The 26,462-nt window shown below is 66.8% G+C and carries 30 protein-coding genes; 21 read left to right on the forward strand and 9 right to left on the reverse strand.

Annotated features, from left to right (window positions below; all coding sequences use genetic code 11):
* Positions 1 to 57: 57 nt before the first annotated feature.
* The 5 genes from P1IM2_RS01045 to P1IM2_RS01065 all read left to right on the forward strand — a co-directional run bounded on the left by P1IM2_RS01045 (position 58) and on the right by P1IM2_RS01065 (position 3,945).
* Positions 58 to 717 (forward strand): lysophospholipid acyltransferase family protein, encoded by a 660-nt coding sequence (locus P1IM2_RS01045; protein WP_186401159.1) that lies wholly within the window; start codon positions 58 to 60, stop codon positions 715 to 717.
* Positions 714 to 1,532 (forward strand): DUF1295 domain-containing protein, encoded by an 819-nt coding sequence (locus tag P1IM2_RS01050; RefSeq protein ID WP_062901027.1) that lies wholly within the window; start codon positions 714 to 716, stop codon positions 1,530 to 1,532. The genes P1IM2_RS01045 and P1IM2_RS01050 overlap by 4 nt, the downstream gene beginning before the upstream one ends.
* Positions 1,508 to 1,912 (forward strand): hypothetical protein, encoded by a 405-nt coding sequence (locus P1IM2_RS01055; protein WP_062901028.1) that lies wholly within the window; start codon positions 1,508 to 1,510, stop codon positions 1,910 to 1,912. Before P1IM2_RS01050 ends, P1IM2_RS01055 begins: the two co-directional genes overlap by 25 nt.
* Before the next feature lie 96 nt (positions 1,913 to 2,008).
* Positions 2,009 to 3,058 (forward strand): GTPase ObgE, encoded by a 1,050-nt coding sequence (obgE, locus tag P1IM2_RS01060; RefSeq protein ID WP_003042868.1) that lies wholly within the window; start codon positions 2,009 to 2,011, stop codon positions 3,056 to 3,058.
* A gap of 71 nt (positions 3,059 to 3,129) precedes the next feature.
* Complete coding sequence (locus P1IM2_RS01065) at positions 3,130 to 3,945, forward strand: MipA/OmpV family protein (RefSeq protein WP_062901029.1); 816 nt, start codon at positions 3,130 to 3,132, stop codon at positions 3,943 to 3,945.
* A gap of 97 nt (positions 3,946 to 4,042) precedes the next feature.
* Here P1IM2_RS01065 and P1IM2_RS01070 read toward each other — a convergent pair whose 3' ends face one another.
* The 3 genes from P1IM2_RS01070 to P1IM2_RS01080 all read right to left on the reverse strand — a co-directional run bounded on the left by P1IM2_RS01070 (position 4,043) and on the right by P1IM2_RS01080 (position 5,621).
* Complete coding sequence (locus P1IM2_RS01070) at positions 4,043 to 4,408, reverse strand: hypothetical protein (protein WP_186401160.1); 366 nt, start codon at positions 4,406 to 4,408, stop codon at positions 4,043 to 4,045.
* Positions 4,409 to 4,469: 61 nt separating this feature from the next.
* Complete coding sequence (locus P1IM2_RS01075) at positions 4,470 to 5,297, reverse strand: hypothetical protein (protein WP_186401161.1); 828 nt, start codon at positions 5,295 to 5,297, stop codon at positions 4,470 to 4,472.
* A gap of 60 nt (positions 5,298 to 5,357) precedes the next feature.
* Complete coding sequence (locus P1IM2_RS01080; RefSeq protein WP_186401162.1) at positions 5,358 to 5,621, reverse strand: helix-turn-helix transcriptional regulator; 264 nt, start codon at positions 5,619 to 5,621, stop codon at positions 5,358 to 5,360.
* A 148-nt stretch (positions 5,622 to 5,769) separates the two neighbouring features.
* Here P1IM2_RS01080 and proB point away from each other — a divergent pair, with 148 nt between their 5' ends.
* The 5 genes from proB (at position 5,770) to P1IM2_RS01105 (ending at position 11,835) form a co-directional block, all read left to right on the forward strand.
* Positions 5,770 to 6,873 (forward strand): glutamate 5-kinase, encoded by a 1,104-nt coding sequence (proB, locus tag P1IM2_RS01085; protein ID WP_186401163.1) that lies wholly within the window; start codon positions 5,770 to 5,772, stop codon positions 6,871 to 6,873.
* Positions 6,874 to 6,902: 29 nt separating this feature from the next.
* On the forward strand, positions 6,903 to 7,802 hold the full coding sequence (locus tag P1IM2_RS01090; protein WP_186401164.1) for an NAD(P)-dependent oxidoreductase: 900 nt from the start codon (positions 6,903 to 6,905) through the stop codon (positions 7,800 to 7,802).
* Between the two features lie 78 nt (positions 7,803 to 7,880).
* Positions 7,881 to 9,869 carry a signal peptide peptidase SppA gene (gene sppA, locus P1IM2_RS01095; RefSeq protein ID WP_186401165.1) on the forward strand — a complete coding sequence of 663 codons (1,989 nt, stop codon included), beginning with the start codon at positions 7,881 to 7,883 and terminating at the stop codon, positions 9,867 to 9,869.
* A gap of 187 nt (positions 9,870 to 10,056) precedes the next feature.
* Complete coding sequence (locus P1IM2_RS01100) at positions 10,057 to 10,689, forward strand: DUF1013 domain-containing protein (protein WP_040589884.1); 633 nt, start codon at positions 10,057 to 10,059, stop codon at positions 10,687 to 10,689.
* Between the two features lie 3 nt (positions 10,690 to 10,692).
* On the forward strand, positions 10,693 to 11,835 hold the full coding sequence (locus tag P1IM2_RS01105; RefSeq protein ID WP_186401166.1) for an MBL fold metallo-hydrolase: 1,143 nt from the start codon (positions 10,693 to 10,695) through the stop codon (positions 11,833 to 11,835).
* Between the two features lie 29 nt (positions 11,836 to 11,864).
* Here the strand turns inward: P1IM2_RS01105 and P1IM2_RS01110 are convergent, their stop codons facing one another.
* Positions 11,865 to 12,368, reverse strand: coding sequence for a GNAT family N-acetyltransferase (locus P1IM2_RS01110; protein WP_062901035.1), 504 nt, complete (start codon positions 12,366 to 12,368; stop codon positions 11,865 to 11,867).
* Positions 12,369 to 12,458: 90 nt separating this feature from the next.
* Here P1IM2_RS01110 and P1IM2_RS01115 point away from each other — a divergent pair, with 90 nt between their 5' ends.
* Together P1IM2_RS01115 and P1IM2_RS01120 are read left to right on the forward strand one after the other, a co-directional pair.
* On the forward strand, positions 12,459 to 12,830 hold the full coding sequence (locus tag P1IM2_RS01115; RefSeq protein WP_062901036.1) for a dihydroneopterin aldolase: 372 nt from the start codon (positions 12,459 to 12,461) through the stop codon (positions 12,828 to 12,830).
* Complete coding sequence (locus tag P1IM2_RS01120; RefSeq protein ID WP_186401167.1) at positions 12,827 to 13,594, forward strand: SDR family oxidoreductase; 768 nt, start codon at positions 12,827 to 12,829, stop codon at positions 13,592 to 13,594. The genes P1IM2_RS01115 and P1IM2_RS01120 overlap by 4 nt, the downstream gene beginning before the upstream one ends.
* A gap of 112 nt (positions 13,595 to 13,706) precedes the next feature.
* Here P1IM2_RS01120 and P1IM2_RS01125 read toward each other — a convergent pair whose 3' ends face one another.
* Entirely contained in the window at positions 13,707 to 15,140 is a 1,434-nt protein-coding gene (locus tag P1IM2_RS01125) for an NAD-dependent succinate-semialdehyde dehydrogenase (RefSeq protein WP_058811182.1), read from the reverse strand.
* Positions 15,141 to 15,216: 76 nt separating this feature from the next.
* Positions 15,217 to 15,816 carry a TIGR02466 family protein gene (locus P1IM2_RS01130; protein ID WP_186401168.1) on the reverse strand — a complete coding sequence of 200 codons (600 nt, stop codon included), beginning with the start codon at positions 15,814 to 15,816 and terminating at the stop codon, positions 15,217 to 15,219.
* 46 nt (positions 15,817 to 15,862) lie between these two features.
* On the opposite strand from P1IM2_RS01130, the gene P1IM2_RS01135 reads away from it, so the two are divergent.
* From P1IM2_RS01135 to P1IM2_RS01145, 3 genes are read left to right on the forward strand one after another with little or no spacing between them, the layout of a single operon-like run.
* Complete coding sequence (locus tag P1IM2_RS01135) at positions 15,863 to 16,783, forward strand: SMP-30/gluconolactonase/LRE family protein (protein ID WP_186401169.1); 921 nt, start codon at positions 15,863 to 15,865, stop codon at positions 16,781 to 16,783.
* Positions 16,784 to 16,811: 28 nt separating this feature from the next.
* On the forward strand, positions 16,812 to 17,513 hold the full coding sequence (locus P1IM2_RS01140) for a VIT family protein (RefSeq protein WP_062901039.1): 702 nt from the start codon (positions 16,812 to 16,814) through the stop codon (positions 17,511 to 17,513).
* Between the two features lie 14 nt (positions 17,514 to 17,527).
* Complete coding sequence (locus P1IM2_RS01145; protein WP_062901040.1) at positions 17,528 to 18,634, forward strand: DUF2855 family protein; 1,107 nt, start codon at positions 17,528 to 17,530, stop codon at positions 18,632 to 18,634.
* Between the two features lie 31 nt (positions 18,635 to 18,665).
* On the opposite strand, the gene P1IM2_RS01150 is transcribed toward P1IM2_RS01145, so the two are convergent.
* Positions 18,666 to 19,412: an SDR family oxidoreductase gene (locus P1IM2_RS01150; RefSeq protein WP_186401170.1), complete on the reverse strand. Its 747-nt coding sequence runs from the start codon at positions 19,410 to 19,412 to the stop codon at positions 18,666 to 18,668.
* Between the two features lie 118 nt (positions 19,413 to 19,530).
* On the opposite strand from P1IM2_RS01150, the gene P1IM2_RS01155 reads away from it, so the two are divergent.
* Positions 19,531 to 20,181, forward strand: coding sequence for an HAD-IA family hydrolase (locus P1IM2_RS01155; protein WP_260833886.1), 651 nt, complete (start codon positions 19,531 to 19,533; stop codon positions 20,179 to 20,181).
* Between the two features lie 110 nt (positions 20,182 to 20,291).
* Here P1IM2_RS01155 and P1IM2_RS01160 read toward each other — a convergent pair whose 3' ends face one another.
* Together P1IM2_RS01160 and P1IM2_RS01165 are read right to left on the reverse strand one after the other, a co-directional pair.
* Positions 20,292 to 21,101: a universal stress protein gene (locus P1IM2_RS01160; RefSeq protein ID WP_186401172.1), complete on the reverse strand. Its 810-nt coding sequence runs from the start codon at positions 21,099 to 21,101 to the stop codon at positions 20,292 to 20,294.
* 98 nt (positions 21,102 to 21,199) lie between these two features.
* The gene (locus P1IM2_RS01165; RefSeq protein ID WP_062901043.1) at positions 21,200 to 22,093 is read right to left on the reverse strand and encodes a LysR family transcriptional regulator; all 894 of its coding nucleotides are present in this window, start codon (positions 22,091 to 22,093) and stop codon (positions 21,200 to 21,202) included.
* A 113-nt stretch (positions 22,094 to 22,206) separates the two neighbouring features.
* Between P1IM2_RS01165 and P1IM2_RS01170 the strand changes: the two genes are divergently transcribed.
* Genes P1IM2_RS01170 through P1IM2_RS01190 form a run of 5 tightly spaced genes read left to right on the forward strand, consistent with a single transcriptional unit; the run spans position 22,207 to position 26,441 of the window.
* Positions 22,207 to 22,917, forward strand: a complete 711-nt coding sequence (locus P1IM2_RS01170) for a CoA transferase subunit A (RefSeq protein ID WP_186401173.1) — start codon at positions 22,207 to 22,209, stop codon at positions 22,915 to 22,917.
* On the forward strand, positions 22,914 to 23,813 hold the full coding sequence (locus tag P1IM2_RS01175; RefSeq protein ID WP_186401174.1) for an HAD family acid phosphatase: 900 nt from the start codon (positions 22,914 to 22,916) through the stop codon (positions 23,811 to 23,813). Before P1IM2_RS01170 ends, P1IM2_RS01175 begins: the two co-directional genes overlap by 4 nt.
* 1 nt (position 23,814) lies before the next feature.
* A complete protein-coding gene (locus P1IM2_RS01180; protein WP_003042921.1) occupies positions 23,815 to 24,456 on the forward strand; it encodes a CoA transferase subunit B in 642 nt (213 codons plus the stop codon).
* Between the two features lie 10 nt (positions 24,457 to 24,466).
* Positions 24,467 to 25,747: a serine hydrolase domain-containing protein gene (locus P1IM2_RS01185; protein ID WP_186401175.1), complete on the forward strand. Its 1,281-nt coding sequence runs from the start codon at positions 24,467 to 24,469 to the stop codon at positions 25,745 to 25,747.
* 13 nt (positions 25,748 to 25,760) lie between these two features.
* Positions 25,761 to 26,441: a glutathione S-transferase family protein gene (locus tag P1IM2_RS01190; protein WP_186401176.1), complete on the forward strand. Its 681-nt coding sequence runs from the start codon at positions 25,761 to 25,763 to the stop codon at positions 26,439 to 26,441.
* Positions 26,442 to 26,462: the final 21 nt, after the last annotated feature.

Consider the following 26,462-nt stretch of genomic DNA (forward strand, 5'->3'; position numbering starts at 1 on the left):
GCCGCTTGCGCGCGGCGCCGCTTTCGCGCAAGTCGCGCTGAGGATGGGGAGAGAGACGTGACGCCGATCGAAGACGATCAGCCTGGGCCGGTCGCGCGCGCGGTGCGCCGCCTGCTATTGCTGCTGTACCGGCTGCGCGGCTGGACCGCGGTGGGCGAGGTGCCCGAACCGCGCCGCTTCATCATCATCGCGGCGCCGCACACCAGCAACTGGGATTTCGTCAACTATCTCGGCCTGACAGCCGACCTAGGCGTGCGCGCCCATTTCATGGGCAAGCTGTCGCTGTTCAAATGGCCGCTCGGCGGCTTCATGCGCCAGATGGGCGGGATTGCGGTCGATCGCCGGAACAGCAGCAATGTCGTACAGCAGATGGTGCAGGAATTTGCGCGGCGGCGCGAGTTCATGCTGACCGTCGCGCCCGAAGGGACACGGGGCAAGGCGAAGAAATGGCGCACCGGCTTTTACCAGATTGCGCTCGCCGCGAAGGTGCCGATGGTCGTCGGCCTGATGGATTATGGCACCAAGACCGGCGGCCTGGGGCCGCTGATCTGGCCGACGGGCGATTTCCGCGCCGACATGATGAAGGTGTTCGACGTCTATAAAAGCTGTATTCCCAAAATACCCGAGCGCGCCGTCCGGTCGATCGACGACATCGTCGGCCGCCGTGAGGAAGCGCAGGACACCGAGGCAGAGAGCGAGGAGGCACGGGGCCGATGACCGACATGGTGACGCTTCTGGCGATCAATTTCGCGGCGCTGATCGCGGCGATCCTCGTCCTCTGGGGTATCGCGGTTGCGATCCGCGATGTCTCGTTCATCGATGCCTTCTGGGCTTTCGGCATGGTGCTGCTGGCACTCGCAAGCGCGGCGCAGGTCGGTATCGAAGGCGTGCACGCGGCGGCGATCCTCGCGCTCACGGCGCTGTGGGGGCTGCGCCTCTCGATCCATCTTTTCGTGCGCTGGCGCGCGCATGGCGAAGACCCACGCTACGCACGGATCATGGCGCGCACGATGGAACGCCGCGGCTGGAGCTGGGCGCAGACGGCGCTCCTAACCGTCTTTCTGACGCAGGCACCGCTCCTGTTTCTCACCTGCCTGCCCGCGCAGATCGGCATATGGGCCAGCGTGGCCGATCCGGTGCCGGCGCTTGGCGTCATCGGCTGGGCGGGCGTCGCCGCGGCGCTCATAGGTATTGCGTTCGAAAGCATCGGCGACGCGCAGCTCGATGCCTTTCGCAAGAATCCGGCGAACAAGGGCAAGGTGCTCGACACCGGCCTGTGGCGGTATACGCGGCACCCCAATTATTTCGGCGATGCGCTGACCTGGTGGGGCATCTGGCTGATCGCCGCCGACATCGGGCTGTGGGCCGCCGTGGCGAGCGTCATCGGCCCCATTTTCCTGACCTTCACCCTGACGCGCTGGTCGGGCAAGGCGCTGCTCGAAAAGGGCCTGCACAAGACGCGACCCGGCTATGCCGACTATGTCCAGCGCACCTCGGGCTTTTTCCCATGGCCGCCAAAGACCAGGGGCTAGGCGAAGAGACGGCCGCCGCCGATGCGAGCGCGCTGGGCGACGCGCCGCGCATTCGCGCGATCCTGACCGCCGCGGCGCGCGACGGACGCAGCGTCAGCTATTCCGAAATACTCGGCGACCTGGGCTTCCGATTCACGCGGCCCAAGATGCGCGCGCTGTGCAAGACGCTGGGCGAGGTCGACCGGATGTGCGCGCTCGACGGCGAACCCGATCTCGCCGTACTTGTGGTGCGCGAGAGCGACCGGCTGCCCGGTCAAGGCTGGTGGGTCGGCGGCACGGCGCTGTTGCTCGGCTACGACGGCCCGTGGGAAGGCGCCGCCGCGGCGCGTTTCATCCGCGAACAGCAACAGATTGCGTTCGATTATTGGGCGTCGCGATAGGCCGGAAAATATCGCGGCGCGCAGCAAAGGCAGAGGCATATTGAGCGACGCCATCGCGACCTAGCCAAAAGCCGCCCTTCGCCCTAAAGAGCGCCGATGCATTTCCTCGATCAGGCAAAGATTTTCGTGAAGTCCGGCGACGGCGGCCCCGGCGCCGTTTCGTTTCGCCGTGAGAAATATGTCGAATATGGCGGCCCCGACGGCGGCAACGGCGGCAAGGGCGGCGACATTGTGTTCGAGGCGGTGAGCGGGCTCAACACGCTGATCGACTTTCGCTATACCCAGCATTTCAAGGCCCGCCGCGGCACCCCCGGCGCCGGCCGCGATCGCACCGGCGCGGGCGGCGACGATCTGGTGATCCAGGTGCCGATCGGCACGCAGATCCTGGCCGACGACGAAGATCGCAGCTTGCTCGCCGATCTGACCAAGGAGGGCGAGCGCATCGTCTTTCTGCGCGGCGGCGACGGCGGGCGCGGCAATGCGAGCTACAAAAGCTCGACCAATCGCGCGCCGCGTCAGCACGGCCCCGGCTGGCCGGGCGAGGAGATGTGGGTGTGGCTGCGCTTGAAGCTGCTCGCCGACGCCGGGCTCGTCGGGCTGCCCAATGCGGGCAAGTCGACCTTCATCAACGCCGTCTCCAACGCGCAGGCCAAGGTCGGCGCCTATGCCTTTACGACGACGCGGCCGCAACTCGGCGTCGTCAGCCACAAGGGGCGCGAATTCGTCATCGCCGATATTCCCGGCCTGATCGAAGGCGCCGCCGATGGCGCGGGGATCGGCGACCGCTTTCTGGGGCATATCGAACGCTGCCGCGTGCTGCTGCATCTGGTCGATGCCAATGATGCCGATGTCGCGACCAGCTATCACATCGTGCGCGACGAACTCGACGCCTATGGCGCGGGGTTGACCGACAAACCGGTCGTCGTCGCGCTCAACAAGGTCGATACGCTCGACGAGGAATTGATCGCCGCGCTCAAGGCCGAGCTCGAAGAAGCAAGCGGCTATCCGGTCATGGCGCTGTCGGGCGCCAGCGGCGAAGGTGTCGGTGCGGTGCTCGACAAATTGCTCGAAGCCATCGGCCCGGTCGCCCCCGCGGCCGACCATCGCGACGACGCCGACGACGAAGGCGCTTGGTCGCCGCTTTGACGTCGCGGCGGCCGGCGCGGAACGAAACGCGTCCGCGGGGCATTTGATCGCGGAACAACAAGGAGTTCCTCATGCCTCCCCACGCGTCCCGCGCCCTGCACGCGCCTCTCTCGCTCTGCCTGGCCGCGGCCACGGCGCTCACCGCCGTCCCGGCCGCCGCGCAGGACGAAGGCGAAACGACCGGCAAGCGCACCCGCGTCTTCGCCGGGCCGCAATTCTGGCCCGAAACGCCCGGATCGAAAAAGCTCGTCCTCGGGCCCTTCGTCGACCTCTCGCGCGCCAAGCCCGGCGAGGACTTCGCCTTCGAGGCCCCGGACCAGAGCTTTGGCTTCGACCTTGTCGACGACAAGAAATTCGACTTCGGCCCGACCGCCAGCATAATCCGCAAGCGCAAGCCCGAAGCCGTCGGCGGCAACCTGCCCAAGGTCGGACTGACCGTCGAAGCGGGCGCCTTCGCCCAAGCCTGGGTGGCGCCGGCGCTGCGCGTGCGGGTCGAAGCGCGCAAGGGCCTCGGCGGTCATGGCGGCTGGGTCGGCGATGTCGGGGCCGATTATGTCGCGCGCCAGGGCGACGACTGGCTGTTTTCGATCGGTCCGCGCGTCTCGCTCGGTGACAGCAAATATAGCCGCGCCTATTTCGGCGTCGCTCCTACTGATGTCGCCGCCTCGGGCCTGCCCGCTTATGATCCCAAGGGCGGCGTGCAATCGGTCGGCGTCACAGCGGGCTATATGCGCCAGTTGACGCGAAATTGGGGCGTCGCGGCCTTTGCGCGCTACGACCGCCTCGTCGGCGATGCTGCCGACTCGCCCGTCACCCGCGCCTTCGGTTCGCGCAACCAGCCAGCATTCGGGATCGCGCTGAGCTACACCTTCGGCGGCAAGCGCTAGGCCGCGCGGACAAATTCCAACGCCGCAGGGACTGCAGCTAACCGCCAGTTCGTTCGGAAAGCTACCTTTCCGGAAACGACCGTTTGCGGCCGTTCGCTTAAACCCTTCGAATTAGACGAACGAAAATTGGCAACGCGAGTGCGGCGGCGAACATAGAGCTTTGAATTAGACCGAGAAGGAGTTGCCATTCGATAGGCACATCTCGCGCATGAGTGCCGACGTCTGCGCTAAAAACCCATAATGTGACGCTGATATCGACGGCATAGAGAACTATGAAGGCGGCCACGAAATTTGGTAACGTCACGGCCTGACGATATGTGACCGTCGCAGCGATCAACCACAAAGCGCCAAAGATAATCGCGCTGATTTGGCCGGGCACTGAGACCCCATACAAGAAAGGCACCCAATGCCATTGTAAGGTCAAGGCATAGAGCATGACAGCAGGAAATTTGTTTCGGGCCATGCGGTTCTTACTAGTGGCTCAGGGTTTACAGAAAGATGTCCGCTTCCCACCAAAACAGACGCTATTCCTTATCGTCCGGCTTGAGCAACGCGCCTACCAGCCTGCCGCGCTGGTAGCGGCCCTTGCGTTCGTGCGGGATGGTGTAGAGCGCGGTCAGGAAGCGTTTGTCCCACTCGGTCAGTTCGCGCTTGCCCTGGCGGTCGTCGAACAGGCCGAGGATCGATTGCGACTGGGGCTCGGCGCGGATGCGGATGCCGCTCAGCGCGACGAAGGCGGCATAGTCGGTCACCGCGCGCAACGTGGCGCCCTCGGCGTCGTTGACGTCGATGACGATCGTCGCGCCTTCGATGCTGCGGAGGGTTTGCGGCCCGATCAGGCTGAGGCCGCCGCTGGTCCGGCGGACCGAATACCACCAGCGCACCGGCTTATCGAGCTCGACGAGGTCGCGGATGTCGGGGCCGCTCATATCGGCGAACTGGCCCGGATAGCGGGCCTTGAACAGCTTGATGAAATTCGCGCCGTCGTCGACGAAGAGGAGGAGGACGTTGGTGTCGCATTTGCCGTCGGCGATTCTTGCGCCGCTCGAGCGGACGGTGTCGCGAAACCAGCCCTCGACGAGCGCGGCATGTTCATCAGACAGGCCGAGCGCGCGCGGGCAGAGCCTGACCGTCCAGCGCGCGACGCTGTCCTGGGAATAGATGCCGGGCGCGACGCCGAGGGTGCGGATGAAGGCGTTGGCGCGCTTCTTCGCTTCCTCGCGCGTCAGCCGCTCGCCCTCGACGACGATGTCGTCGGGCGAGCGCAGCGTTGCATCGGCGGCAGGTTCGGCGAAGGCCGCGGGTGTCTGCGCGAACAGCGCGGCGGCAAGCAGAAGGCGGGGGAAGAGCATCGGCCTGATTCCTTCCTGTCGGGCAGCCAACCCTAAATCATTGGGATCAATTGCAGAAGCTCAATTCTCTCCGCTCTGGAGCGTTGGCAGCCGCGCGAGCATCGCGACGAGTTGCGCCTGGCTGGTCGCGCCGGTCTTGCGGAAGATGCCTTTCAGGGTGAAGCGCGCGGCGTTGAGGCTGACGGCGCGGAGCGCGGCATAGTCCTGCAGCGACTTGCCGCCGGCGAGCCAGACCGCGAGGCGCGCCTCGGTCGGGGTCAGTCCGTACCATTGCGCGACGCGGTCGATCTCGACCACCGGCGTTTCGCCGACCGCGCTGCCCATTGTGACGATCAGCGAGGCACCGAGCGCGATGCCGCCGGGGGGCGTCCACCCATCACCCCAAAGTGGACGTTCGATCAGCTTGGAACGTGTTGGCGCGCCTTAGTCTAATTTCGTTGGCGCGCAGGCATCGGCGCGCTATCGGGCGCGCATGTTGTTCGCGCCCGCCTCTTGCCCGCGGCTGATCGTCAAGATCGGATCGGCGTTGCTCGTCGATGAAGGCGGCGCGGTGCGGCGCGACTGGCTGGCCGGGATCGCCGCCGACATCGCGGCACGGTGCCGCGCCGGGCAGCAGGTTGCCGTGGTGTCGTCGGGGGCGATTGCGCTCGGCGCCCGCCGTCTCGGGCTTGCCAAGGGCGGCCGCGCCAGCCTTGAGGATGCGCAGGCGGCGGCAGCGACCGGTCAGATTGCACTGTCGCAGGTTTGGGCCGAGGTTCTGGGCGCCGAAGGGCTGACCGCAGCGCAGATCCTCGTTACGCTCGACGATCTCGAACATCGCCGCCGCTACCTCAACGCCGCCGCGACGCTCGACCGGCTGCTCACCCTGGGTGTGGTTCCGATCATCAACGAGAACGACAGCGTCGCGACCGAGGAAATCCGCTTCGGCGACAACGACCGGCTCGCGGCGCGCGTCGCGCAGGCGGCGGGCGCGGCCGGCGTCGTCCTGCTCTCCGACATCGACGGCCTTTATGATCGCAACCCGGCGCAACCCGGCGCGACGCATATCGCGCGCGTCGACCGCATCGACGCCGCGATCGAGGCGATGGCCGACACCGGATCGGCATCGGGCATGGGGTCGGGCGGCATGGTATCCAAGATCGCGGCGGCGCGCATCGCCAATTCGGCGGGCGCGAGCCTCGCCATCGCGTCGGGGCGGATCGGGCGCCCCCTGTCGGCCGACGCGCGCCACACGCTCTTTGCGGCCGAACGCGGCGCAAGCGCGCGCAAGGCATGGCTCGCGGGCGGGCTAACCGCCAAGGGACGGCTGACGATCGACGCCGGGGCGGTGCGCGCGCTTGCCGGCGGCGCCAGCCTGCTCGCCGCCGGCGTGACCGATGCATCGGGTGACTTTGCACGCGGCGATATCCTCGACATCGCCGGTCCCGACGGGCGCACGATCGCGCGCGGATTGTCGGAATATACCGCGGCCGATGCACAAATGATCCTCGGCCTCGGCCGCGATGCGCAGGAGGCCGCGCTCGGCTATGCGCCGCGTGCGGCAATCGTCCACCGCGACCATCTGGTCCTGTTGTGACGGCGCCGGACCAACCGCGCGTTCTGGCCATGACCGGCGCGACCGGGTTCGTTGGCGGCGCGACGTTGCAGCAGGCGGTCGCTGCCGGATGGCAGGTGCGCGCGCTGACGCGGCGGCCGCAAGAACCGCGCGATGGCGTGAACTGGATCGACGGCGCGCTCGACCGGCCCGACAGCCTGGCCGCAATAATCGCGGGCGCAGATGCGGTGCTGCACATCGCCGGCGTCGTCAACGTGCCGACGCGCTCCGCGTTCGAGGCGGGCAATGCCATAGCGACCGCCAATGTGGTTGCGGCCGCCCGCGATGCGGGGGTGGCGCGCTTCGTCCATGTCTCGTCGCTCGCCGCGCGCGAGCCGGCGCTGTCCAACTATGGCTGGTCGAAGGAGCGCGCCGAAGCCGTGGTGATGGAAAGCGCGCTCGACTGGACCATCATTCGCCCGCCCGCCGTCTTCGGCCCCGGCGACACCGACATGCTCGACCTGTTCCGCATGGTGGGCCGCGGCATCGCGCTGCTCCCCCCGCCAGGGCGGATGTCGGCGATCTATGTCGACGAACTTGCGCGCCTCCTGCTGGCGGTAACGGCCGATAATGACGAGACCCTCGGCCGCATCTACGAACCCGACGACGGTCAGGACGGGGGCTGGACGCACCGCGAATTTGCCAAGGCTATCGGCCGCGCGATCGGGCGGCCGAACGTGCCGGCGCTGTCGGTGCCGGCGGCGGTGCTCAAGGCGGGCGGGCATCTCGACCGCCTCGTCCGCCGCGATCGCGCCAAGCTGACTCCCGACCGCGCCGCCTATATCGCGCATCCCGACTGGGTCGCAGCCGCCGGGACACAGCCGCCAACAGCGCTGTGGCAGCCCGCGCTCGCCACCGATGAGGCACTGGCCCGAACGGTGCGCTGGTACCGCGAACAGGGCTGGCTCTGACGTCGCCCGTGGGGCTTCGTCGGACGCCCGTCGAAGCTTGGATTGCCAAGGCCGGGCGGGCGGATTAGGCACGGGGGCATGACCGACACCAGCGCCACGCCGCCCCAGACCCCCGATTCCGCCGGCCCCTGGGCCATTCCGGTTCGCCGCCCGCTGCCGGGCGACGACCGGCCGCGCGGTGGCACCAGCTTTCCGCGCAAGGTTTGGAACCTGCTCGTCGCGATCAAGGACGGGCTCGCGCTCCTGTTCCTCCTGCTCTTTTTCGTCGGGCTGTTCGCGCTGCTCTCCGGCCGTCCCAATGCGTCGCTGCCCGTCAGCAAGGGCGCGCTCGTCGTCGAACTCGACGGCGTACTGAGCGAACAACCGGCCGAGGTCGATCCTTTTGCCGCCGTGTCGGGCGGCGATCGGATGAAGGAATATCGCACCCGAGACGTCGTCCGCGCTATCGAAACCGCGGCGAAAGACGACCGCGTCAGCGCCGTCGTTCTCGACCTCGATCGCTTCGTCGGCGGCGGACAGGTATCGCTTGCCGAAGTCGGCGCCGCGGTCGACAAGGTGCGGGCGGCCAAGAAGCCCGTGCTCGCCTTCGCCACCGCTTATACGACCGACAGCTATCAGCTCGCCGCGCACGCGAGCGAAATATGGACCGACAGCATCGGTGGCGTCGCCGTCGCCGGTCCCGGCGGATCGCGCCTCTATTACAAGGGGCTGATGGACCGGCTCGGCATCACTGCGAACATCTATCGCGTCGGCACTTTCAAGAGCGCGGTCGAACCTTATCTGCGTAGCGACCAGTCGCCCGAGGCGAAAGAGGCCAATCTGGCCTACGCCTCGGTGCTGTGGGACACCTGGCTCGCCGAAGTGAAGAAGGCGCGGCCGCAGGCAAAGCTCGACGCGGTGCTGGCCACGCCAGCCGCGGTGGTGAAGGCTGCGAACAATGATCTCAGCAAGGCGTCGCTCGACGCCGGCCTGGTCGACAAAATCGGCGGCCGGCTCGCCTTTGGCGAGCGCGTCGCCGAAATCGCCGGCGCGCCCGACGATAGCCAGCCCTGGGCTTATAATGCGATCCCGCTCAAAAACTGGGTCGCCGCGAACCCGCCCGAAGCCAAGGGCGCCGCGATCGCGGTCGTTCCCGTCGTGGGTACCATCGTCGACGGCAAGGCGCGCCCCGGCAGCGCTGGCGGCGATACGATCGCTGAACATATTCTCGACGCCGCGTCGGACGACGGGGTCAAGGCGATCGTGCTGCGCGTCGATTCGCCCGGCGGATCGGTGCTGGCGTCCGAACAGATCCGCCAGGCGCTGCTCGTCGCCAAGGCGAAAAAGCTGCCGATCGTCGTCTCGATGGCGAATGTTGCGGCCTCGGGCGGCTATTGGGTTTCAACCCCCGCCGACCGCATCTTCGCCGAGCCCGAGACGATCACCGGCTCGATCGGCGTGTTCGGCATCCTGCCGAGCTTCGACAAGACGCTCGCCAAGATCGGCGTCACCACCGACGGCATCCGCACGACGCCGCTGTCGGGCCAGCCCGACATCCTCGGCGGCGTCAACGAGGAGTTCAACCAGCTCGCGCAGGCGGGGGTCGAGGACGTCTATGCCCGCTTCACCGGCCTCGTCGCAAAAAGCCGCAAGCAGCCCGTCGAAAAGATCGAAGCGATCGCCGAGGGCCGCGTCTGGGCTGGCGGCACCGCGCGCCAGATCGGGCTGGTCGACCAGTTCGGCGGCCTGCCCGACGCGCTCGCGGCCGCGGCGAAGCTTGCCAAGGTCGATGGCGCCTTCCACGCCAAATATTTCGAGGAAGAGCCGAGCGAGTGGTCGAAGATGCTCGCCGCCTGGACCGGCGCCGAGCAGGATGAAACCGCGCTCGCGCCGCGTGGCTGGTTCGGTATTGCGGCAATGAACCGCACCCTCGCCGAGCGCCGGCTGGTGCAGGATGTGCAGATGCTGACGAGCAGCGGATCGGTACAGGCCGCCTGTCTCGACTGCCGCGCCTATCTGCCGCCCGTTCCGGCCGGCTCGGCAGAGGCGAAAGGCCTGATCGGGATGCTGGCGTTCCTTTTGAAATAGCGAAGCGGCACATCGCCGGGCGGATCGAAACAATATTGCTGTAAACGCCGCCGAATCGCCGGGGCTTGCCGCCATCGGCAAAGGCGTATAAAGCCGCGGCCAATGTCCGGCCGCCCCGCGAGGGGCGGCCCTTATTATTTCCGCTTTTGGAGAAGCAGTCATGGCCAATGCCGATGCCACCCCGCTGATGCCGCATGCGACCGCCGCCTGGCTGGTCGACAACACCGGCCTGACCTTTGCGCAGATCGCCGATTATTGCGGCATCCACATCCTGGAAGTGCAGGCGATCGCCGACGAGACCGCCGCGACCAAATATACCGGTCGCGATCCGGTTCGCGCCCACGAACTGTCGATGGAAGAGATTGAAAAGGGCCAGAACGACCCGAACTACAAGCTCAAGATGACGAAGCAGGCGCAGGATACCATCCGCCGCACCCGCGGCCCGCGCTACACGCCGGTCAGCAAGCGTCAGGACAAGCCCGACGGCATCGCCTGGATCCTGAAGAACCATCCCGAAGTGTCGGATGGCGCGATCGGCAAGCTGATCGGCACGACGCGCAACACCATCGGCGCGATCCGCGATCGCAGCCACTGGAACAGCGCGAACATCGTGCCCAAGGATCCGGTGACGCTCGGTCTCTGCTCGCAGCGCGAACTCGACGCGATCGTCGCGAAGGCGGCGAAAAAGGCGGGGATCAAGGCCCCCGAAGACAGCCGCTTCGAAGGCGACCGCGAGGCGCTGCTCGAGGAACTGCGCGCCGAGCGCAGCGCCGCCGCCGAAGCACGCGCGGCAGAGGATCATTCGGACGACGAAGCCTGACGCATGGCGGTCGGCGGCGATGAGGATGATATTCCGGCGGCCAGCGGTTCGCCGGACGCGTCGCTGACCCAGGACGACAGCTTCACCGCGACGAGCCACGCCGGCCTGACCTATCCCTGGGGCGACGCCGCACCGGGGATCGGAGAAACGATCCGCATCGCCGATGGCATCAGCTGGGCGCGCATCCCGATGCCGGGTTCGCTCGGCCACATCAACAGCTGGCTGCTCGACGACGCTGCGCCCGACGGCTCCGACGGGGTGGCGGTGGTCGATACGGGCATTTGCCTGACCATCTGTTCGGACGCCTGGAAAGCACTCTATGCCGGGCCGCTCGCGGACAAGCGCATCACGCGCGTGTTCGGCACCCATCTGCACCCCGACCATATCGGGCTTGCCGGCTGGATTGCGAAGAAGCAGCAGGTGAAGCTGTGGATGACGCGCGGCGAAATGCTCACCGCGCGCGCCATCGTCGCCGATTCCTCCGACGTCGCCCCCGACGAGGTGCTGGCCCAGTCGCGAGCCGCGGGTTGGGACGACGAGGCGATCGAGCGCCAGCGTGCGGGCGGCTGGAACATGTTTCAGCGCATGATCTTCGCGCTGCCGCGCAGCTATGTCCGCATCGCCGACGGCGACCGGATCGATTTCGGCAAACAAATGTGGCGCGTCGTCACCGGGTCGGGCCACAGCCCCGAACATGCGTGCCTGTGGAACGAGCGCGAAGGCGTGCTGGTCTCGGGCGATCAGGTGCTGCCGCGGATCAGCTCGAACGTGTCGGTCAACATCACCGAACCCGATGCCGATCCGCTGGGCGAATGGCTCGCCTCGATCGACAAGCTGCTCGCGACCGTTCCCGCCGACGTCGTGACCTGTCCTGCGCATGGCGAGCCCTTTCGCGGGCTGCACGTCCGCCTGATGGCGCTGCGCGACGAACACCGCATGCGGCTCTACAAGGTTGCCGAAGCGGTCGCCGAAGCGCCGATGCGCGCGGTCGACACCTTCCCGCTGCTGTTCAACCGCCCGATCGGCGCCCACAACCAGAATCTGGCGACCGGCGAAGCGCTGGCGCATCTCAAGCGGCTCGAGGTCGAAGGCCGCGTGCGCAAGGAGGATCGCGGCGGCGTGTGGTGGTATCACGGGGTCGCCTAAGCGCCTGCAAACAGAGGCGTCGCGATCCTTCAGCGCGGGCCGATCATCCCCGCAGCGACGGGCACCTCGCGACCGTTGACGGCGAGCGCGAGCAGGCGGTGCTTTTCATAGGGGCCGGGCAAGTCCCACGCTCCCGTCGCGTCCGCGGTGAAGCCGAAGAAGCGGCCATAATATTCGGGATCGCCGATCATCATCAGGGCGCCGTCGGCCATCGTCCGCGCCGCTTCGAGCATATGGTCCATAAGCGCCCGGCCGTGGCCGCCGCGCTGGACGTCGGGGCGCACCGCCACCGGGCCGACCATCACCAACGGCGTCGCCCTTCCCTGCACATCGCGGTGCGCGACCGGCCAGCACTGAATCGTGCCGACCAGCGCGCCATCCTCGACGGCGGCGAAGCTGAGGCAGGGAACTGCATCCATGCCCAGGCGGATGCGATAGGCGGTTCGTCCAAAGCGGTCCGATCCGAAAGCGGCGTCGAGGAGCGCCTCGACCGCCTGCGGTTCGATTTCGGACAATGGAAGTAACTCGACCAACGCGCACCCTTTCGCTAATGCGGCGGCGCTTTAGGGTCGCCGACCGGCAATGGAAAGCCGAATGTCGCGCCCGTACGACAGGAATTTCTTGTGACCGACACATTGTGGCTGGAAGTGGACGGGCTGACCGTCGATGTGCTGACCGGCATTTACTCCGAGGAAACCCACCTTCCGCAGCCGCTGCGCATTTCGGTGCGCGCGCGCTTGGTGATGGCCGATCATTATGACCCGGCAACCCCGCTCAGCGCCTCCAAAAACTATATGAACCTGAAATTCGCGGCGACCGAGGGACTGCCCAAGGACGTCCATTTCGTGCTGATCGAAAGCGTCGCCGACCATATCATCGACACGCTGTTCCTGCAGGACGAAAAGGTCGAAGAGGTCGAGGTGAAGATCGTCAAGCTCGCGATCGCCGAGGACGGCGAAGAGATCGGCATCACGATGCGCCGGACGCGCAAATGACAGCGGCGCCGATCGCGCTCGTCACCGGTGGTCTGCACCGGATCGGCGCGGCGATCGCGGCGCGGCTTGCGCGCGAGGGTTATGCGCTCGCAATCCACAAGCGCAGCCCCGGCGAGGCCGACGCCGTGCTGGCCGAGGCGCTCGCCGAGACGGGCGCCGAATGTCACCGCTTCGCCGCCGATCTCGCCGATCCGGCCGCCGTCGATGCGCTGGTGCCCGCGGTGACCGCAAAGTTCGGCCGTGCGCCCGTGCTGCTCGTCAACAACGCCTCGCTGTTTCCCGAGGGCGAATGGGACACGCTCACCGGCGCCGCGCTGGCCGAAACGATGCAGATCAACCATCACGCGCCGGTGATGCTCGCGCGCGCGCTGGTCGCCGCGAACGAAGGCGGCAGGCGTCCCGCGATCGTGAACATCCTGGACCAGCGCATCGCCAACCCGGTGCCCGACCAGCTTGCCTACAGCCTGTCGAAGCAGGCGCTGTGGCAGGCGACGGCAACGCTGGCGGTCGCCTTAGGCGCGCGCGCGCGCGTCAATGCAGTTGCACCGGGGCTGACCCTCCCCACCGACGATTACAGTGCGGGACAGATGACGCGGCTTGCGGCGCGCATGCCGCTCGGCGCGCTGCCGACCCCGGACGATATTGCCGACGCGGTCGCCTGGCTTGCCCGCGCCGAGGCGGTGACGGGGCAGACGATCTTCGTCGATGGCGGCGCGCATCTGGCGCCGCTGGGCCGCGATTTCGTGGCGCTGGAGCGCGATTGACGCCCCGCCTGTCCCCGCGAAGGCGGGGACCCATAGCCAGATTAGGCGAGCTTCGCTTCAGGACGCTCTGGGCTCCCGCCTGCGCGGGAGCACACGCGAAGCTTTTGGCCGCTCAGTAAATATGCACCGCCTTGGCGACCAGATAACCGTCGAGACCCTCGGGTCCGCTCTCGCTGCCGAAGCCCGACTCCTTGATCCCGCCGAAGGGCATGTCATTGGCCGAGATGACGAAGCTGTTGATCCCGACCATGCCGCTTTCGATGCCGTCGGCGACGCGGTTGATGCGGCGGCCGTTTTCGGTGAAGGCGAAGGCGGCAAGGCCATAGGGCAGCCGGTTCGCCTGTTCGAGCGCATCTTCTTCGGTCGCGAACGGCCGAATCAGCGCCATCGGGCCAAAAGGTTCGTTGTTCATCGCATCGGCGTCGAGCGGAACGTCGGCCAGCGCCGTCGGCTGGAAGAAATAGCCCTCGCCCGTCGCGGCGCCGCCCGCGATCACCCGCGCGCCCTTTGCGGTCGCATCGGCAATCATCGCCTCCAGCGCGGGGGCGCGGCGCGCGTTGGCGAGCGGTCCCATCTGGGTGCCGGCGTCGAGCCCGCTGCCGATCTTCACGCGCGCGGTGCGTTCGGCAAAGCCCTTCACGAAGGCGTCGTAGATGCCGTCCTGCACATAGAAGCGCGTCGGCGAGACGCAGACCTGGCCGGCGTTGCGGAACTTCTGCGTCACGACGCGGTCGAGCGTCGTTTCAAGGTCGCAATCGTCGAACACCAGCACCGGGGCGTGTCCGCCGAGCTCCATTGTGATGCGCTGCACCCGGTCGGCGGCGAGCTTCATCAGATGCTTGCCGACCGCGGTCGATCCGGTGAAGCTGACCTTGCGGATCACCTCGCTGCCGAGCAGGTGGCGGCTGATCATGTCCGGATTGCCATAGACGAGCTGGACCACATCTCCGGGGATGCCCGCATCGGCAAGGCAGCGCATGATCGCGCTGGTGCAGCCCGGCGTTTCCTCGGGCGCCTTGGCGATCACGACACAGCCCGCGGCGAGCGCTGGCGCGACCTTCTTGATCATCAGATTGACAGGAAAATTCCACGGGCTGAACGCCGCGACCGGACCGACGGGCTGTTTCAGCACCATCGCGCGCTGACCCGCCGGACGCTGCACGACGCGGCCCTCGATCCGCTTGCCCTGTTCGGCAAAATATTCGAGCAACGACGAGGCCGAAAGCACTTCGCCGCGCGCTTCGGCGATCGGCTTGCCCTGTTCGAGCGTGAGCAAGGTCGCGATATGGTCGGCGCGTTCGCGGATCAGTCCGGCGGCCTTGCGCATCAGCGCGGCGCGCTCGTCAGGGGTCTTGGCGCGCCAGACCGGCCAGCCGCGCGCGGCGGCGGCAAGCGCTTCGTCGAGGTCGGCCGCGGTCGCCACCGGCAGCTCGGCGATCGTCGCCGCGGTCGCGGGGTTATAGACCGGCCGCGCCTCGCGCCCCTCGCCGCTCCGCCAGGCACCGTCGATGAAAAGCTGGAGGTCGGCGTCGTAGGTCGCGGTCATTGGGCAATTTCCTGTCTGACCCGTTCGCATCGAACGGGAAATGGAGGGTCATCAGATGGCGCCCATATAGGAGCGATCAGCGATAGTTAAAGCTGATGCTGATCCGTTCGTCCTTGCCGGCGTTCGGCATCACTTCGTGCCGCAGCCAGCTTTCCCACAGAAAAATGCGCCCCGCCGCGGGCTCGGCATAGATGAAGGGCTGCTGGCTCTCGGGCGCATCCTCGCTCCGCCCCGGCGCCGCCATCAGCATCGCGAGTCGCGGATCTTCGAGCTTCAGCGCGCCCGATCCGGGCGGAACGGCGACATAGAAGGTACCCGATACGATGCTGTGCGGGTGGATATGCCCGCTGTGCGTGCCGCCGGGTTTGAGGACATTGACCCACAGGCTGTCGAGCTTGAGCGGCTTGGCGAGATCAAAGTGACACGCCTTGGCAAAGGCCTTCACATGCTTGTCGAGCAGGCGCTTGAGGTCGTGAAAGGCGGGGTCGCGGTCGGGCAGGTCGTCAAGGCTGGCGTAGCTGGTGTAGCCGCGATAGCCGTGCGCGCGGCTCCACGCCTTGCCCGCGCCATCCTCGCGAGCGAACAGCCGGCAGCTTTCCTCCAGCTCTTGCAATAGGTCGGGCGCGGCAATGTCGGCCTCGTAAAAATTTGTGGCGAAGAGCGTGCGAACGGGCATGATGCGCGCAAAGCACAGCAAGGGCATGAGAGCAAGGGAGACGAGAATGGCCGAGTTTGAACTGATCGCCGACGGATTGCGCTTTCCTGAAGCGCCGGTGGTGATGGACGACGGCAGCGTCATCGTGACCGAGATCGAGGCCGGCCGCATCACGCGCTGCTGGCCCGGCGGCCGCAAGGTGGTGGTCGCGGCGCCCGGCGGCGGCCCCAACGGTCTGGCGATCGGTCCCGACGGCAAGCTTTACTGCTGCAACAACGGCGGCTTCGAATATACCGAATCGAACGGCTATCTGGCGCCGCACGGCATCGCGAAGGATTATTCGGGCGGCCGCATCGAACGCATCGATATCGAAACGGGCGCGGTCGAAATCCTCTACAAATCGGGCGACAACGGCGTCGTGCTGCGCGGCCCCAACGACATCATGTTCGACAGCCACGGCGGCTTCTGGTTCACCGATCATGGCAAGGTCGATTATGAAAAGCGATGTCACGACATCGTCGGCATCTTCTATGCCAAGGCCGACGGCAGTTTTATCGAGGAAGTGATCTTTCCGTCGAACAATCCGAACGGCGTCGGCCTCTCACCCGACGGCAAGGCGCTCTACGCCGCCGAGACCTACACCTGCCGCCTGATGAAGTTCAACATCACCGCGCCCGGCAAGGTCGCCCCCGACGCCGGTCCCGGCGGCCCCGGCATCCCGCTCTATCGCCCCGCCGGCTATAAATTCTTCGACAGCCTGGCGATGGAGGCGAGCGGCAATATCTGCGTCGCGACCATCGGCGAATGCGGGATCAGCGTCGTGTCGCCGTCGGGAGAGTTGGTGGAGTTCGTCGCGACCGACGATATTTTCACCACCAACATCGCCTTTGGCGGCGCCGACATGCAGGATGCCTATATCACCTTGTCGGGCACCGGGCGGCTGGTAAAGACGCGCTGGAACCGGCCGGGACTGATGCTGCAATATTGATCGGCCGCCGGTCGGAAAAGGGGAAGATATGCGCCGCGATACTCACCGCGAAACCCACGCCGTCGCGCGGATCGGATGGCTGCGCGCCGCAATCCTGGGCGCCAACGACGGCATCGTCTCGACCGCGAGCCTGATCGCGGGGGTCGCGGCGGCGGGCGCGGCGCAACCCTCCATCCTCCTCACCGGCACCGCCGGGCTGGTCGCTGGCGCGATGTCGATGGCGGCGGGCGAATATGTCTCGGTCAGTTCGCAGGGCGACGCCGAAAAGGCCGACATTGCAAAGGAACGGCACGAACTCGCCACCGACCCTGAATTCGAGCTGGAGGAGCTGACCCAAATCTATCAGGAGCGCGGGCTCGACCGTCCGCTCGCCGAACAGGTCGCCGCGCAGCTTACCGCACACAATGCGCTCGACAGCCATTTGCGCGACGAACTGGGGCTGACCCACCATATGAAGGCGCGTCCGGTGCAGGCCGCCGTCGCATCGGCCGCCAGCTTCACTGCGGGCGCGGCGTTGCCTCTGCTGGTGGTTTTCCTCGATACGGGATCGTCGCTGCCATGGACGGTGTCCGGCGCGTCGCTCGTTTTCCTCGCAATCCTCGGCGCGCTCGGCGCGTGGGCGGGCAATGCGCCGATGCTGCGCCCCGTGCTGCGCGTTACCTTCTGGGGCGCCTTCGCCATGGCGCTGACCATCGCGATCGGATCGCTGTTCGAAGCGCCGCTGGGCTGACGGGAGAGAGAAGTATGAACGATACGGCCTGGACCATCGACATCGATCGCGACACGATTTCGAAGGCGGCACTTGCACGGGCAGATCATGCGCCGCTGCGCGCCGGCGAGGTTCGTGTGCGCGTCGACAGCTATGCGATGACGGCGAACAACATAACCTACGCCGTCTTCGGCAAGCCTGCGGGACTGTTCGGCAACGACCAGGGTTATTGGGACTTTTTCGCCGAGCGCGATGCGCCCGCCCGCCTGCCTGTCTGGGGGTTCGCCACCGTGATCGAGAGCGCCGCCGAGGGCATCGCGCCCGGCGATCGCTTTTACGGCTATTATCCGATGGCAAGTCATGCGGTGCTCAGCGCGGGCAAGATCGGCGCCAGCGGCTTCACCGACATCACGCCGCGGCGCACCACCCTGCCCCCCATTTACAATCAATATCAGCGGATCGAGGCTTTGCCCGACTATCGCGCCGATCATCATGATTATTGGCCGATCTTCCGTCCGCTCTTCCTCACCGGCTGGCTGATCGCCGACCAGTTCGAGGATGAAGGCGATTATGGCGCCGACCAGATCCTGATCGCCAGCGCGTCGAGCAAGACCGCGATCGGCCTCGGCTTCGCGCTCGCCCAGCGTGCGGGGCCCCGCCCCGTCAGCATCGGACTGACGAGCAAGGCCAATGTCGCGGCGCTGGCCGCGCAGGGCATCTACGACCGTGTGATCGCCTATGACGATATCGCTATGCTCGACGCTGCGGTGCCGTCGGCCTTTGTCGACATGGCGGGCAATGGCGCGGTCACCCGCGCGGTGCACGGACATTTCGGCGATGCGCTGAAGGTATCGATCATCGTCGGCAAATCGCACTGGGACGCCGAGGCCGACGCTGCGGCCTTGGCCGGCCCCGAACGGCAGGGCTTCTTCGCCCCCGGCCGCAGCCAGAAGCGCGTCGGCGACTGGGGCGCCGCGGGCTTCGGGCAGCGGATCGCCGAGGCATGGCTGGGCTTCATGGCGGTTGCGCCGCGCATCGCGCGCATCGACCGGCGCGAAGGTAGCGCCGCGGCGCTCGATGCCTATCGCGAAATGCTGTCGGGACGCGCCGATCCCGCGGCGGGGATATTGGTCATCCCCTGACGCAGCGCCCCCTCCTGCGTCCCCCTCCCGCTCAGAGCTTGACCGCGGCGTTGCCGCCTTCGGCCCACAGCGCCGATCCCGAAACGAAGCTCGCCATATCGCTCGCCAGAAACAGCGCCGCCTGCGCGATCTCGTCGGGCTCGGCGATGCGCTTCATTGCGTGCAGGCCGGCGGCCCATGCCTTCGACTTGGCATCGCCCGCCATCGCCGTATCGGTCCCGCCCGGGATCAGCGCATTGGCGCGAATGCCCGCCGCGCCATAATCGGCGGTGATACCGCGCACGAGCCCGAGCAGCCCCGCCTTGGCAGCGCCGTAACAGGCCATGCCCGGCAGGCCGACGCTGTTGCCGACAAAGCTTGAGGTAAAGATCAGGGCGCCCTTGCCGCGCGCCAGCATCGACGGAATCTGCGCGCGGGCGCCCAGAAAGGCGGCGGTCAGATTGGCCGCGATCACCGCGTCCCAATTGCCCGGCGCCTGATCGGCGAGCGGGGCGAGCGCGCCGACCGTACCCGCGTTGTTGAAGGCTATGTCGAGCCCGCCCCACGGCGCGCAGGCGGCAACCAGCGCCTCGTGCGTCGCCGCATCGGCAACGTCGCCCGCGACCGCGCGCGCCGTTCCGTTATCGGCGGCAATTTCGGCGACCACGGCATCAAGCCGCGCCCGGTCGCGTCCGCCGAGCACGAGCCGCGCGCCGTGACGCGCAAACAGCCGCGCGGCGGCGCGCCCGATTCCCGAACTGGCGCCGGTGATGATGACGGTCTTTCCTTCGAGCAGCATAAATCCTCCGGTGAATGAACAGCGCCGCGCCTTGCCGTAGCGGCAGGGGCGTGGCGTCCCGAAAGATGCGGTCAAATTCGCTTGATCTTGGACGATAGCGCGCGGCATGGCCGTCGGCATGGCTCAATATACGCATGTGATCTTCGACTTCGGCGGCGTCATCACCGCCTCGCCTTTCGAAGCCTTCAACCGGCTGGAAGCCGAACGCGGGCTACCGCGCGATTTCGTGCGCGGGGTGAATGCGCGCAACCCCGACACCAATGCCTGGGCGCTGTTCGAGCGCGCCGAGATCGACGCCGCGACCTTCGACACATTGTTCGCCGAAGAAGCGCGCGCGCTGGGCCACGACCTCGAAGGTGAAGCGGTTCTGGCGGTCCTCGCCGGCGCGGTGCGCCCGCAAATGGTTGCGGCGCTCGACACGTTGAAGGCCGGCGGCTTCACGATCGGATGCATCACCAACAATGTGCCGTCGGGCAAGGGCGCCGGCATGGCGCGCAGCGAGGCGATGGCGGCCGAAGTCGCGGCGATCATGGCGCGCTTCGACCATGTCATCGAATCGTCGAAGGTCGGCGTGCGCAAACCCGACCCGCGCATCTATCAGATGATGTGCGCGGCACTGGGCGTCGAGCCCGCCGCCTGCATCTACCTCGACGACCTTGGCATCAACTGCAAACCCGCCGCGGGGCTCGGCATGCACGCGATCAAGGTGACGAGCGGCGAACAGGCGCTAGCCGACCTGTCCGCCGCACTGGGCGTGCCGCTACCCTGAGGGTCCAGAAGGGGACGTTGGCCCGCGTCATCCCGGACTTGATCCGGGATGACGCGGGTGGATGTGGCAGGCTTCGGTCGTTCGCCGTCGTCCAGGCCTGTGTTTCCGGCCTAGTGCGCGAGCAGCAGCGGATAGCGGCCGCCCGTCACCAGATATTGCGTGGCGCCGCCGAAGATCGTCTCGCGCAGCCGGCTGCGACCGAAGGCGCCCATCACGATCAGACCTGCATCAAGCGCGCCGGCTTCCTTTTCGATCCGTTCCTCGGGGGTTTCGACACCGCGCTCGATCGCGCGCAGTTCGGCGTGGATGCCGTGCCGTGAGAGATAGCGCGCCGCATCTTCGGCCGCGAAATCGCCCTCGTCGCCGCCTATCGTGACGATCACGACCGGGCGGTTCTTCAGGAAAGGAACCGCGGCGCGCACCGCATGGGCGGCTTCGGGGCTGCCGTTCCACGCGATCAGCGCCGGCTTGTCGAAATCGAGCCCCTTGCTGTCCTGCGGCAGCGCCAGAACCGGAACCGACGCGGTCAGCGCCAGATCGCCCGCGAGCATCGGCGGGCCGCTGCGGAAATCCCCCTTCGCCTTGGGCAGGCTGACGATCGCCAGATCGGCGAGCGTCGCGGCGCCCGACAAGGCGCTGACGATTTCACCGTCGGCCATTTCGATGTCCCACGGCACATCTTCCTTCGCCAGCCGGTCGGCAAGCCGGCTTTCGAGCGCCAGATCGTCGGCCTGCGCCTTCGCCAGCGCCTCGGCGGCGAAATAGGTGCCGCCGAACGGATCGAAGCTGACGAATTCGCGCAGCGGCGTCGCGATGAGCAGGCTGACATGGCCTTCGAAACGGCGGGCGCAATCAAGCGCGACCTGCAAACGTCCTTCGGACGCGGCATCGCTGTCGGCGTGAACCAGAATTGAGCGCATTGGGGGCCTCCTTTATCCAGTGAACATCAGAATAATGCGCCGCGCGAACCTATCGTTCATTGACCGGGGTCAAAAGCGGCGAATCTTCGCGTGCCGCGCTATCCCGCGGTCAGGCTGAGCCCCGCGGCCTGATCGAAGATGCGCGTCAGCACCGGTTCGGTATCGGACACGCGCATCGCGACGCGGAATTCGACCGGCGCGAGCGCGGGCAGCCCCGCCAGTTCGACGAGCGTGCCTGCGGCAACCTCGGCGCGCACCATCGGTTCGGGAAAGATGCCGACACCGCCGCCGGCGCGTGCGATGTCGATCATCATCCGAGCGTTGTTGCACAGGTTCAGCGATTTCTGCGCGATCCGCGACGCCGCGATCGCCTCGCGCATCCGGCCGTGGATCGGCGAAGGGCTGGCGAGCGACCAGACGGGCACCTGCTGTTCGCCCGTTCCGCGCTCGAACAGCGCCGCGACCGCGGGATTGGCGAGCCAGAGCAGCGCAACCTCACCGATCGGGCTGGTCCGAAGCGCCGGATGCGCGATCGGCCCTGCCGCGAAGGCAAGGTCGGTGCGGCCGGTCAGCAGTTGCTGGATCAGATTCGCGGTCAGGTCGATCTCGATCTCGAGCGCTACATTGGGCATGTCGGCTTTCAGCGCCGCAACGAAGGGCGGCAGGCAGCTTGCGGCCGCGATCTCGCCCGCGCCGATCCGCACCACGCCGCTCGCCTCATTGAAGCCGCCGCTGCCGAGCAGCGCGAGCTGCATGTCGCGCAGCAGCGGGGTGCAGTCATTGACGAGTTTACGTCCCGCCGGGGTCAGCGACATGGTGCGCCCGTCGCGGCGGAACAGCGTCGAACCCAGGCGCTGCTCCAGCTCGCGCATCCGCGCCGACACCGCGGGCTGCGTCGTGTTGAGCCGTTCGGCAGCCGCCGAGAAGGTGCCGAGCCGGTCGATCCACAGCAAGGTTTCGAGATGATAGATGGAGATGCGATTGATCGACATCGGTTATGGATAATCGAAAAATAGAACAATTAGAATTGATGATTTATTTGCGCCAAGGTCGCCGCCGATCAGTGGGCCGATCCGCGAGCCGATCAGAGGAAGGAAGTCCCGTCATGGCGAACAAGCAATATCCCGATGCAGCATCCGCGCTCGAAGGGCTGCTCTTCGACGGCATGCAAATCTGCGCGGGCGGCTTCGGCCTGTGCGGCATTCCCGAACGGCTGATCGACGCGATCCGCGACGCCGGGACAAAGGATCTCACCATCGCCAGCAACAATGCCGGCATCGACGGCGAAGGGCTCGGCAAACTGCTGCGTACGCGGCAGGTCAAGAAGATGATCTCCTCTTATGTCGGCGAGAACAAGGAGTTCGAGCGGCAGTATCTGGCCGGCGAGCTCGAAGTCGAGTTCTGTCCGCAGGGCACACTCGCCGAACGCTGCCGCGCGGGCGGCGCGGGCATCCCCGGCTTCTATACCAAGACCGGCGTCGGCACCGCGGTGGCCGAGGGCAAGGAGGTCAAGAATTTCGACGGGCAGGATTATATCCTCGAACGCGGCATCTTTGCCGACCTCGCGATCGTCAAAGGCTGGAAGGCCGACGAAAGCGGCAATCTGATCTTCCGCAAGACCGCGCGCAACTTCAACCAGCCGATGGCGACCGCGGCCAAGATCTGCGTTGCCGAGGTCGAGGAGATCGTCCCCGTCGGCAGCCTCGATCCCGATTGCATCCATTTGCCCGGCATCTATGTGAAGCGCCTGATCGTCGGCGCGCCCTATGACAAGAAGATCGAATTCCGCACCGTACGCCCGCGGGAAGCCGCATGATGCGCGCGCTTGCCCTTTCGGCCGGCCTGCTGCTCGCCGGCTGCGCCCAGACCGCGACAACGACGGCGCCCGCGGCGCCCAGCGCGGAGGTGATCGCCTCGCAGGTCGGTGAAAAGCCGACGCCGACCTCGCCGCCGGCGGGACAGCAATGGCTCTATGGTTCGGCGGAGGGCGCGATCGCCTCGGCACAGGTCTATCGCACCATGGCCGATTATGTCCGCATGGCCGCGATTTCGGCGGCGCCGCGCCGCCAGGTCGTGCTCGCCGAAGGATCGACGCCTGTCGCGCCGAAGTTCGACGATTGCGGGGACAAGCCGCTCGCGGCGGTGTTCGACGCCGACGAGACGCTGATCTGGAACCTGGGCGCGATGCGCTACTTTGCCGAGCAGGGGAAGGATTTCGATCCTGCCGTCTGGGACCAGTGGGAAAAGACCGGCGCCGGCAAGGCGGTGGCGATGCCCGGCGTCATCGACGCGCTGGCGATCATGCGCGGTGCGGGGGTGACGATCATCGTCAACACCAACCGCAGCGCCGCCAATCCCAAGGGCAGCGAGGATACGCTGCGCGCCGCGGGCCTCGGCGATTTCAAGCATGGTGAGACGCTGTTCCTGATGGGCGACACGCCCGACGGCGCGAGCAAGGACGGACGCCGGGCGCTGATCGCCTCGCGCTGGTGCGTGATCGCGATGGGCGGCGACCAGCTTGGCGATTTCGCGCAGGCGTTCAACGCGCGCGGTCTGTCGGTCGCCGACCGCAGGACGATGGCGACGAGCGGACCGGTCGCGGGGCTGTGGGGCCATGGCTGGTTCCTCTTCTCCAACCCCGTCTATGGCCCGTCGATCCGCGGCGGCTTTGCCGACATCTTCCCCTCCGACAAACAATGGGAGCCGAACTGACATGGCCTGGACGCGTGATGATATGGCGGCGCGCGCCGCGAAGGAATTACAGGACGGCTTTTACGTCAATCTGGGCATCGGCATCCCGACGCTGGTCGCCAACCACATCCCCGACGGGATGGACGTGACGCTGCAGTCGGAAAACGGCATGCTTGGCATCGGTCCTTTCCCGATCGAGGGCGAGGAAGACGCCGACCTCATCAATGCGGGGAAGCAGACGATCAGCGAACTGCCGCAGTCGGTCTATTTCAGCTCGGCGGAAAGCTTCGCGATGATCCGCGGCGGGCATATCGACCTCACTGTGCTGGGCGCGATGGAAGTCGCCGAAAATGGCGACATCGCCAACTGGATGATCCCCGGCAAGATGATCAAGGGCATGGGCGGCGCGATGGATCTGGTCGCCGGCGTCAAGAAGATCATCGTCGTAATGGAACATAATGCCAAGGACGGCAGCCCCAAATTCATCCCCGCCTGCACCCTGCCGCTGACCGGCAAGAATGTCGTCGACATGATCATCACCGACCTCGCGGTGTTCAAACGCGACGATCATGACAGCCCGTTCCGGCTGATCGAGCTCGCACCGGGGGTGACGGCGGACGAAGTCGCAGCTAAGACGACGGCCAAATATGAGGTCGCCGTCTGATCGAGAGTCCATGCTGCGTGCTTTGATGATATTGATTGCGGCCGGCGCGCTCGTTTTCGCCGGCTGGTTCGGGGTTCAGGCGCTGGGCGGCAGCCAGCCGCTGGCAAGCGTGCCGATCCCCTTCGCCGCTCCTGAAAATCTGCCCGACACGCCCGACAAATGGCGCGGGCGGATCGACTATCGCGCGCTCGACCGGCAATTGACCGATCTCGCCGCCCGCCCCGAAATGGCAGGGCTGGCGGTGGCGGTTGTCGAGGACGGCAAGCTGAGCTTCGTACGCACCTACGGCGTCGCCGACGCCGATAGCGGCGCGCCGGTGACGCCGCATACGCTGTTCCGCTGGGCGTCGGTGTCCAAGACCGCGACCGGCGCACTGGCGGCGGCGCTGAGCAAGGATGGCGCGGTGAACCTCGACCGGCCGGTCGCAAGCTGGCACAGTTCGCTGCGCCTCCCCGGCGGCGCCGAATCGCATGTGACGCTGGCCGAACTGCTCGCCCAGCGCACCGGCCTCACCAAAAATGCCTATGACGAAAAGCTGGAGGAAGGGCAGAGCCCGGCGCTCCTGCGCACCAGCCTCGCCGGCGCGCCGCTGCAATGCGAGCCCGGCACCTGCCACACCTATCAGAATGTCGCCTTCGACACGGCGAGCGAGATTCTGGGCGCCGCGGCGGACAAATCCTTCGGCGATGCCGTCGAGGACCGCTTTTTCCTGCCGCTCGGAATGGTCAGCGCCGGCTATGGCGCAGAGCGGCTAACGGGCGCGAAGGATTGGGCACGGCCGCACCGCGGGCGCCACGTCCAGCCGGTCAAGGAAGCCTATTGGCGCGTCCCCGCCGCCGCCGGCGTCGAAAGCGATATCGTCGATTTCGCGACCTGGATGCAGGCGATGATGGGTAATCGCCCCGACGTTCTGCCGAAGGATGTGCTGCAAATCGCCCACCAGCCGCGCGTCGGCACAGCGCGGCTCTATGGCGGCGCGTTGCGGCAGGCGATCGGCGATGCCTCCTATGGCCTCGGCTGGCGTAACTTCACCTATGCTGGGCTCCACCTCCAGGGCCATTCGGGCGCGGTGTCGGGTTATCGCGCCACGATGATCTTCGAACCCGCGACGCGCACCGGCGTCGTCGCGCTGTGGAACAGCGACTGGGGCTTCCCCTTCCGCATCCCATTTGCCGCACTCGACAGCTACCACAAGCGCGCCGATCCGGCCTGGCTCGACCTCAGCGAACTGCCCAAGGTCAAGCGCGCGCCCGTCGCGACTGCGCCGAGCGCCGACGACAGCAATGGGTGAGGAGCCACCACGCATGTATGTGCTGATCACCGCCAACCGCAATTATTCGAGCTGGTCGCTGCGCCCGTGGATGCTGATGAAAGGGCTCGGCATCGGCTTCGAGGATCGCGTCGAGCCTTTCGCCAAACCCGTCAATTACGACGCCTTCCGCAGCTTTTCGCCGACTGGTCAGGTTCCGGCGCTGCTCCACGAGGGGCGCACCGTCTACGACTCGCTCGGCATTACGCTTTATCTCGCCGACCGGCACAATGGCGTCTGGCCCGACGATCCCGACGCACGCGCCTGGGCGCAATGCGCGGTGGCGGAAATGCACAGCGGCTTTGCCGCGCTTCGCAACGATTGCACGATGAACGTCGGCGTCCGCGTGACGCCCAAGCCGATGTCGGACGCCCTCACCGCCAATGTCGCGCGCATCCGCGAGCTGTTCGAGGAAGGTTTGACGAAGTTCGGCGGCCCATGGCTCGCCGGCGCCGACTTCTCGGCCGCCGACGCCTTTTTCGCACCGGTCGCCTTTCGCATCCGCACTTACGGCCTCGACGTCGGCGCGGGACAGGCGTGGGTCGACCATATGCTGGCGCACCCCGCCATGCGCGAATGGGAGCGACAGGCGCTCGCCGAAGAGTGGCGCGAAGAAAGCCACGAAGCCGAGCTGGCCGCAGCCGGGGTGATTACGGCGGATTACCGGACGGCCTGAGCCCTCCTCCTTCGTCATTGC

This window comes from Sphingopyxis sp. P1IMeth2 (genome assembly GCF_900185685.1).
Lineage (GTDB): Bacteria > Pseudomonadota > Alphaproteobacteria > Sphingomonadales > Sphingomonadaceae > Sphingopyxis > Sphingopyxis terrae_A.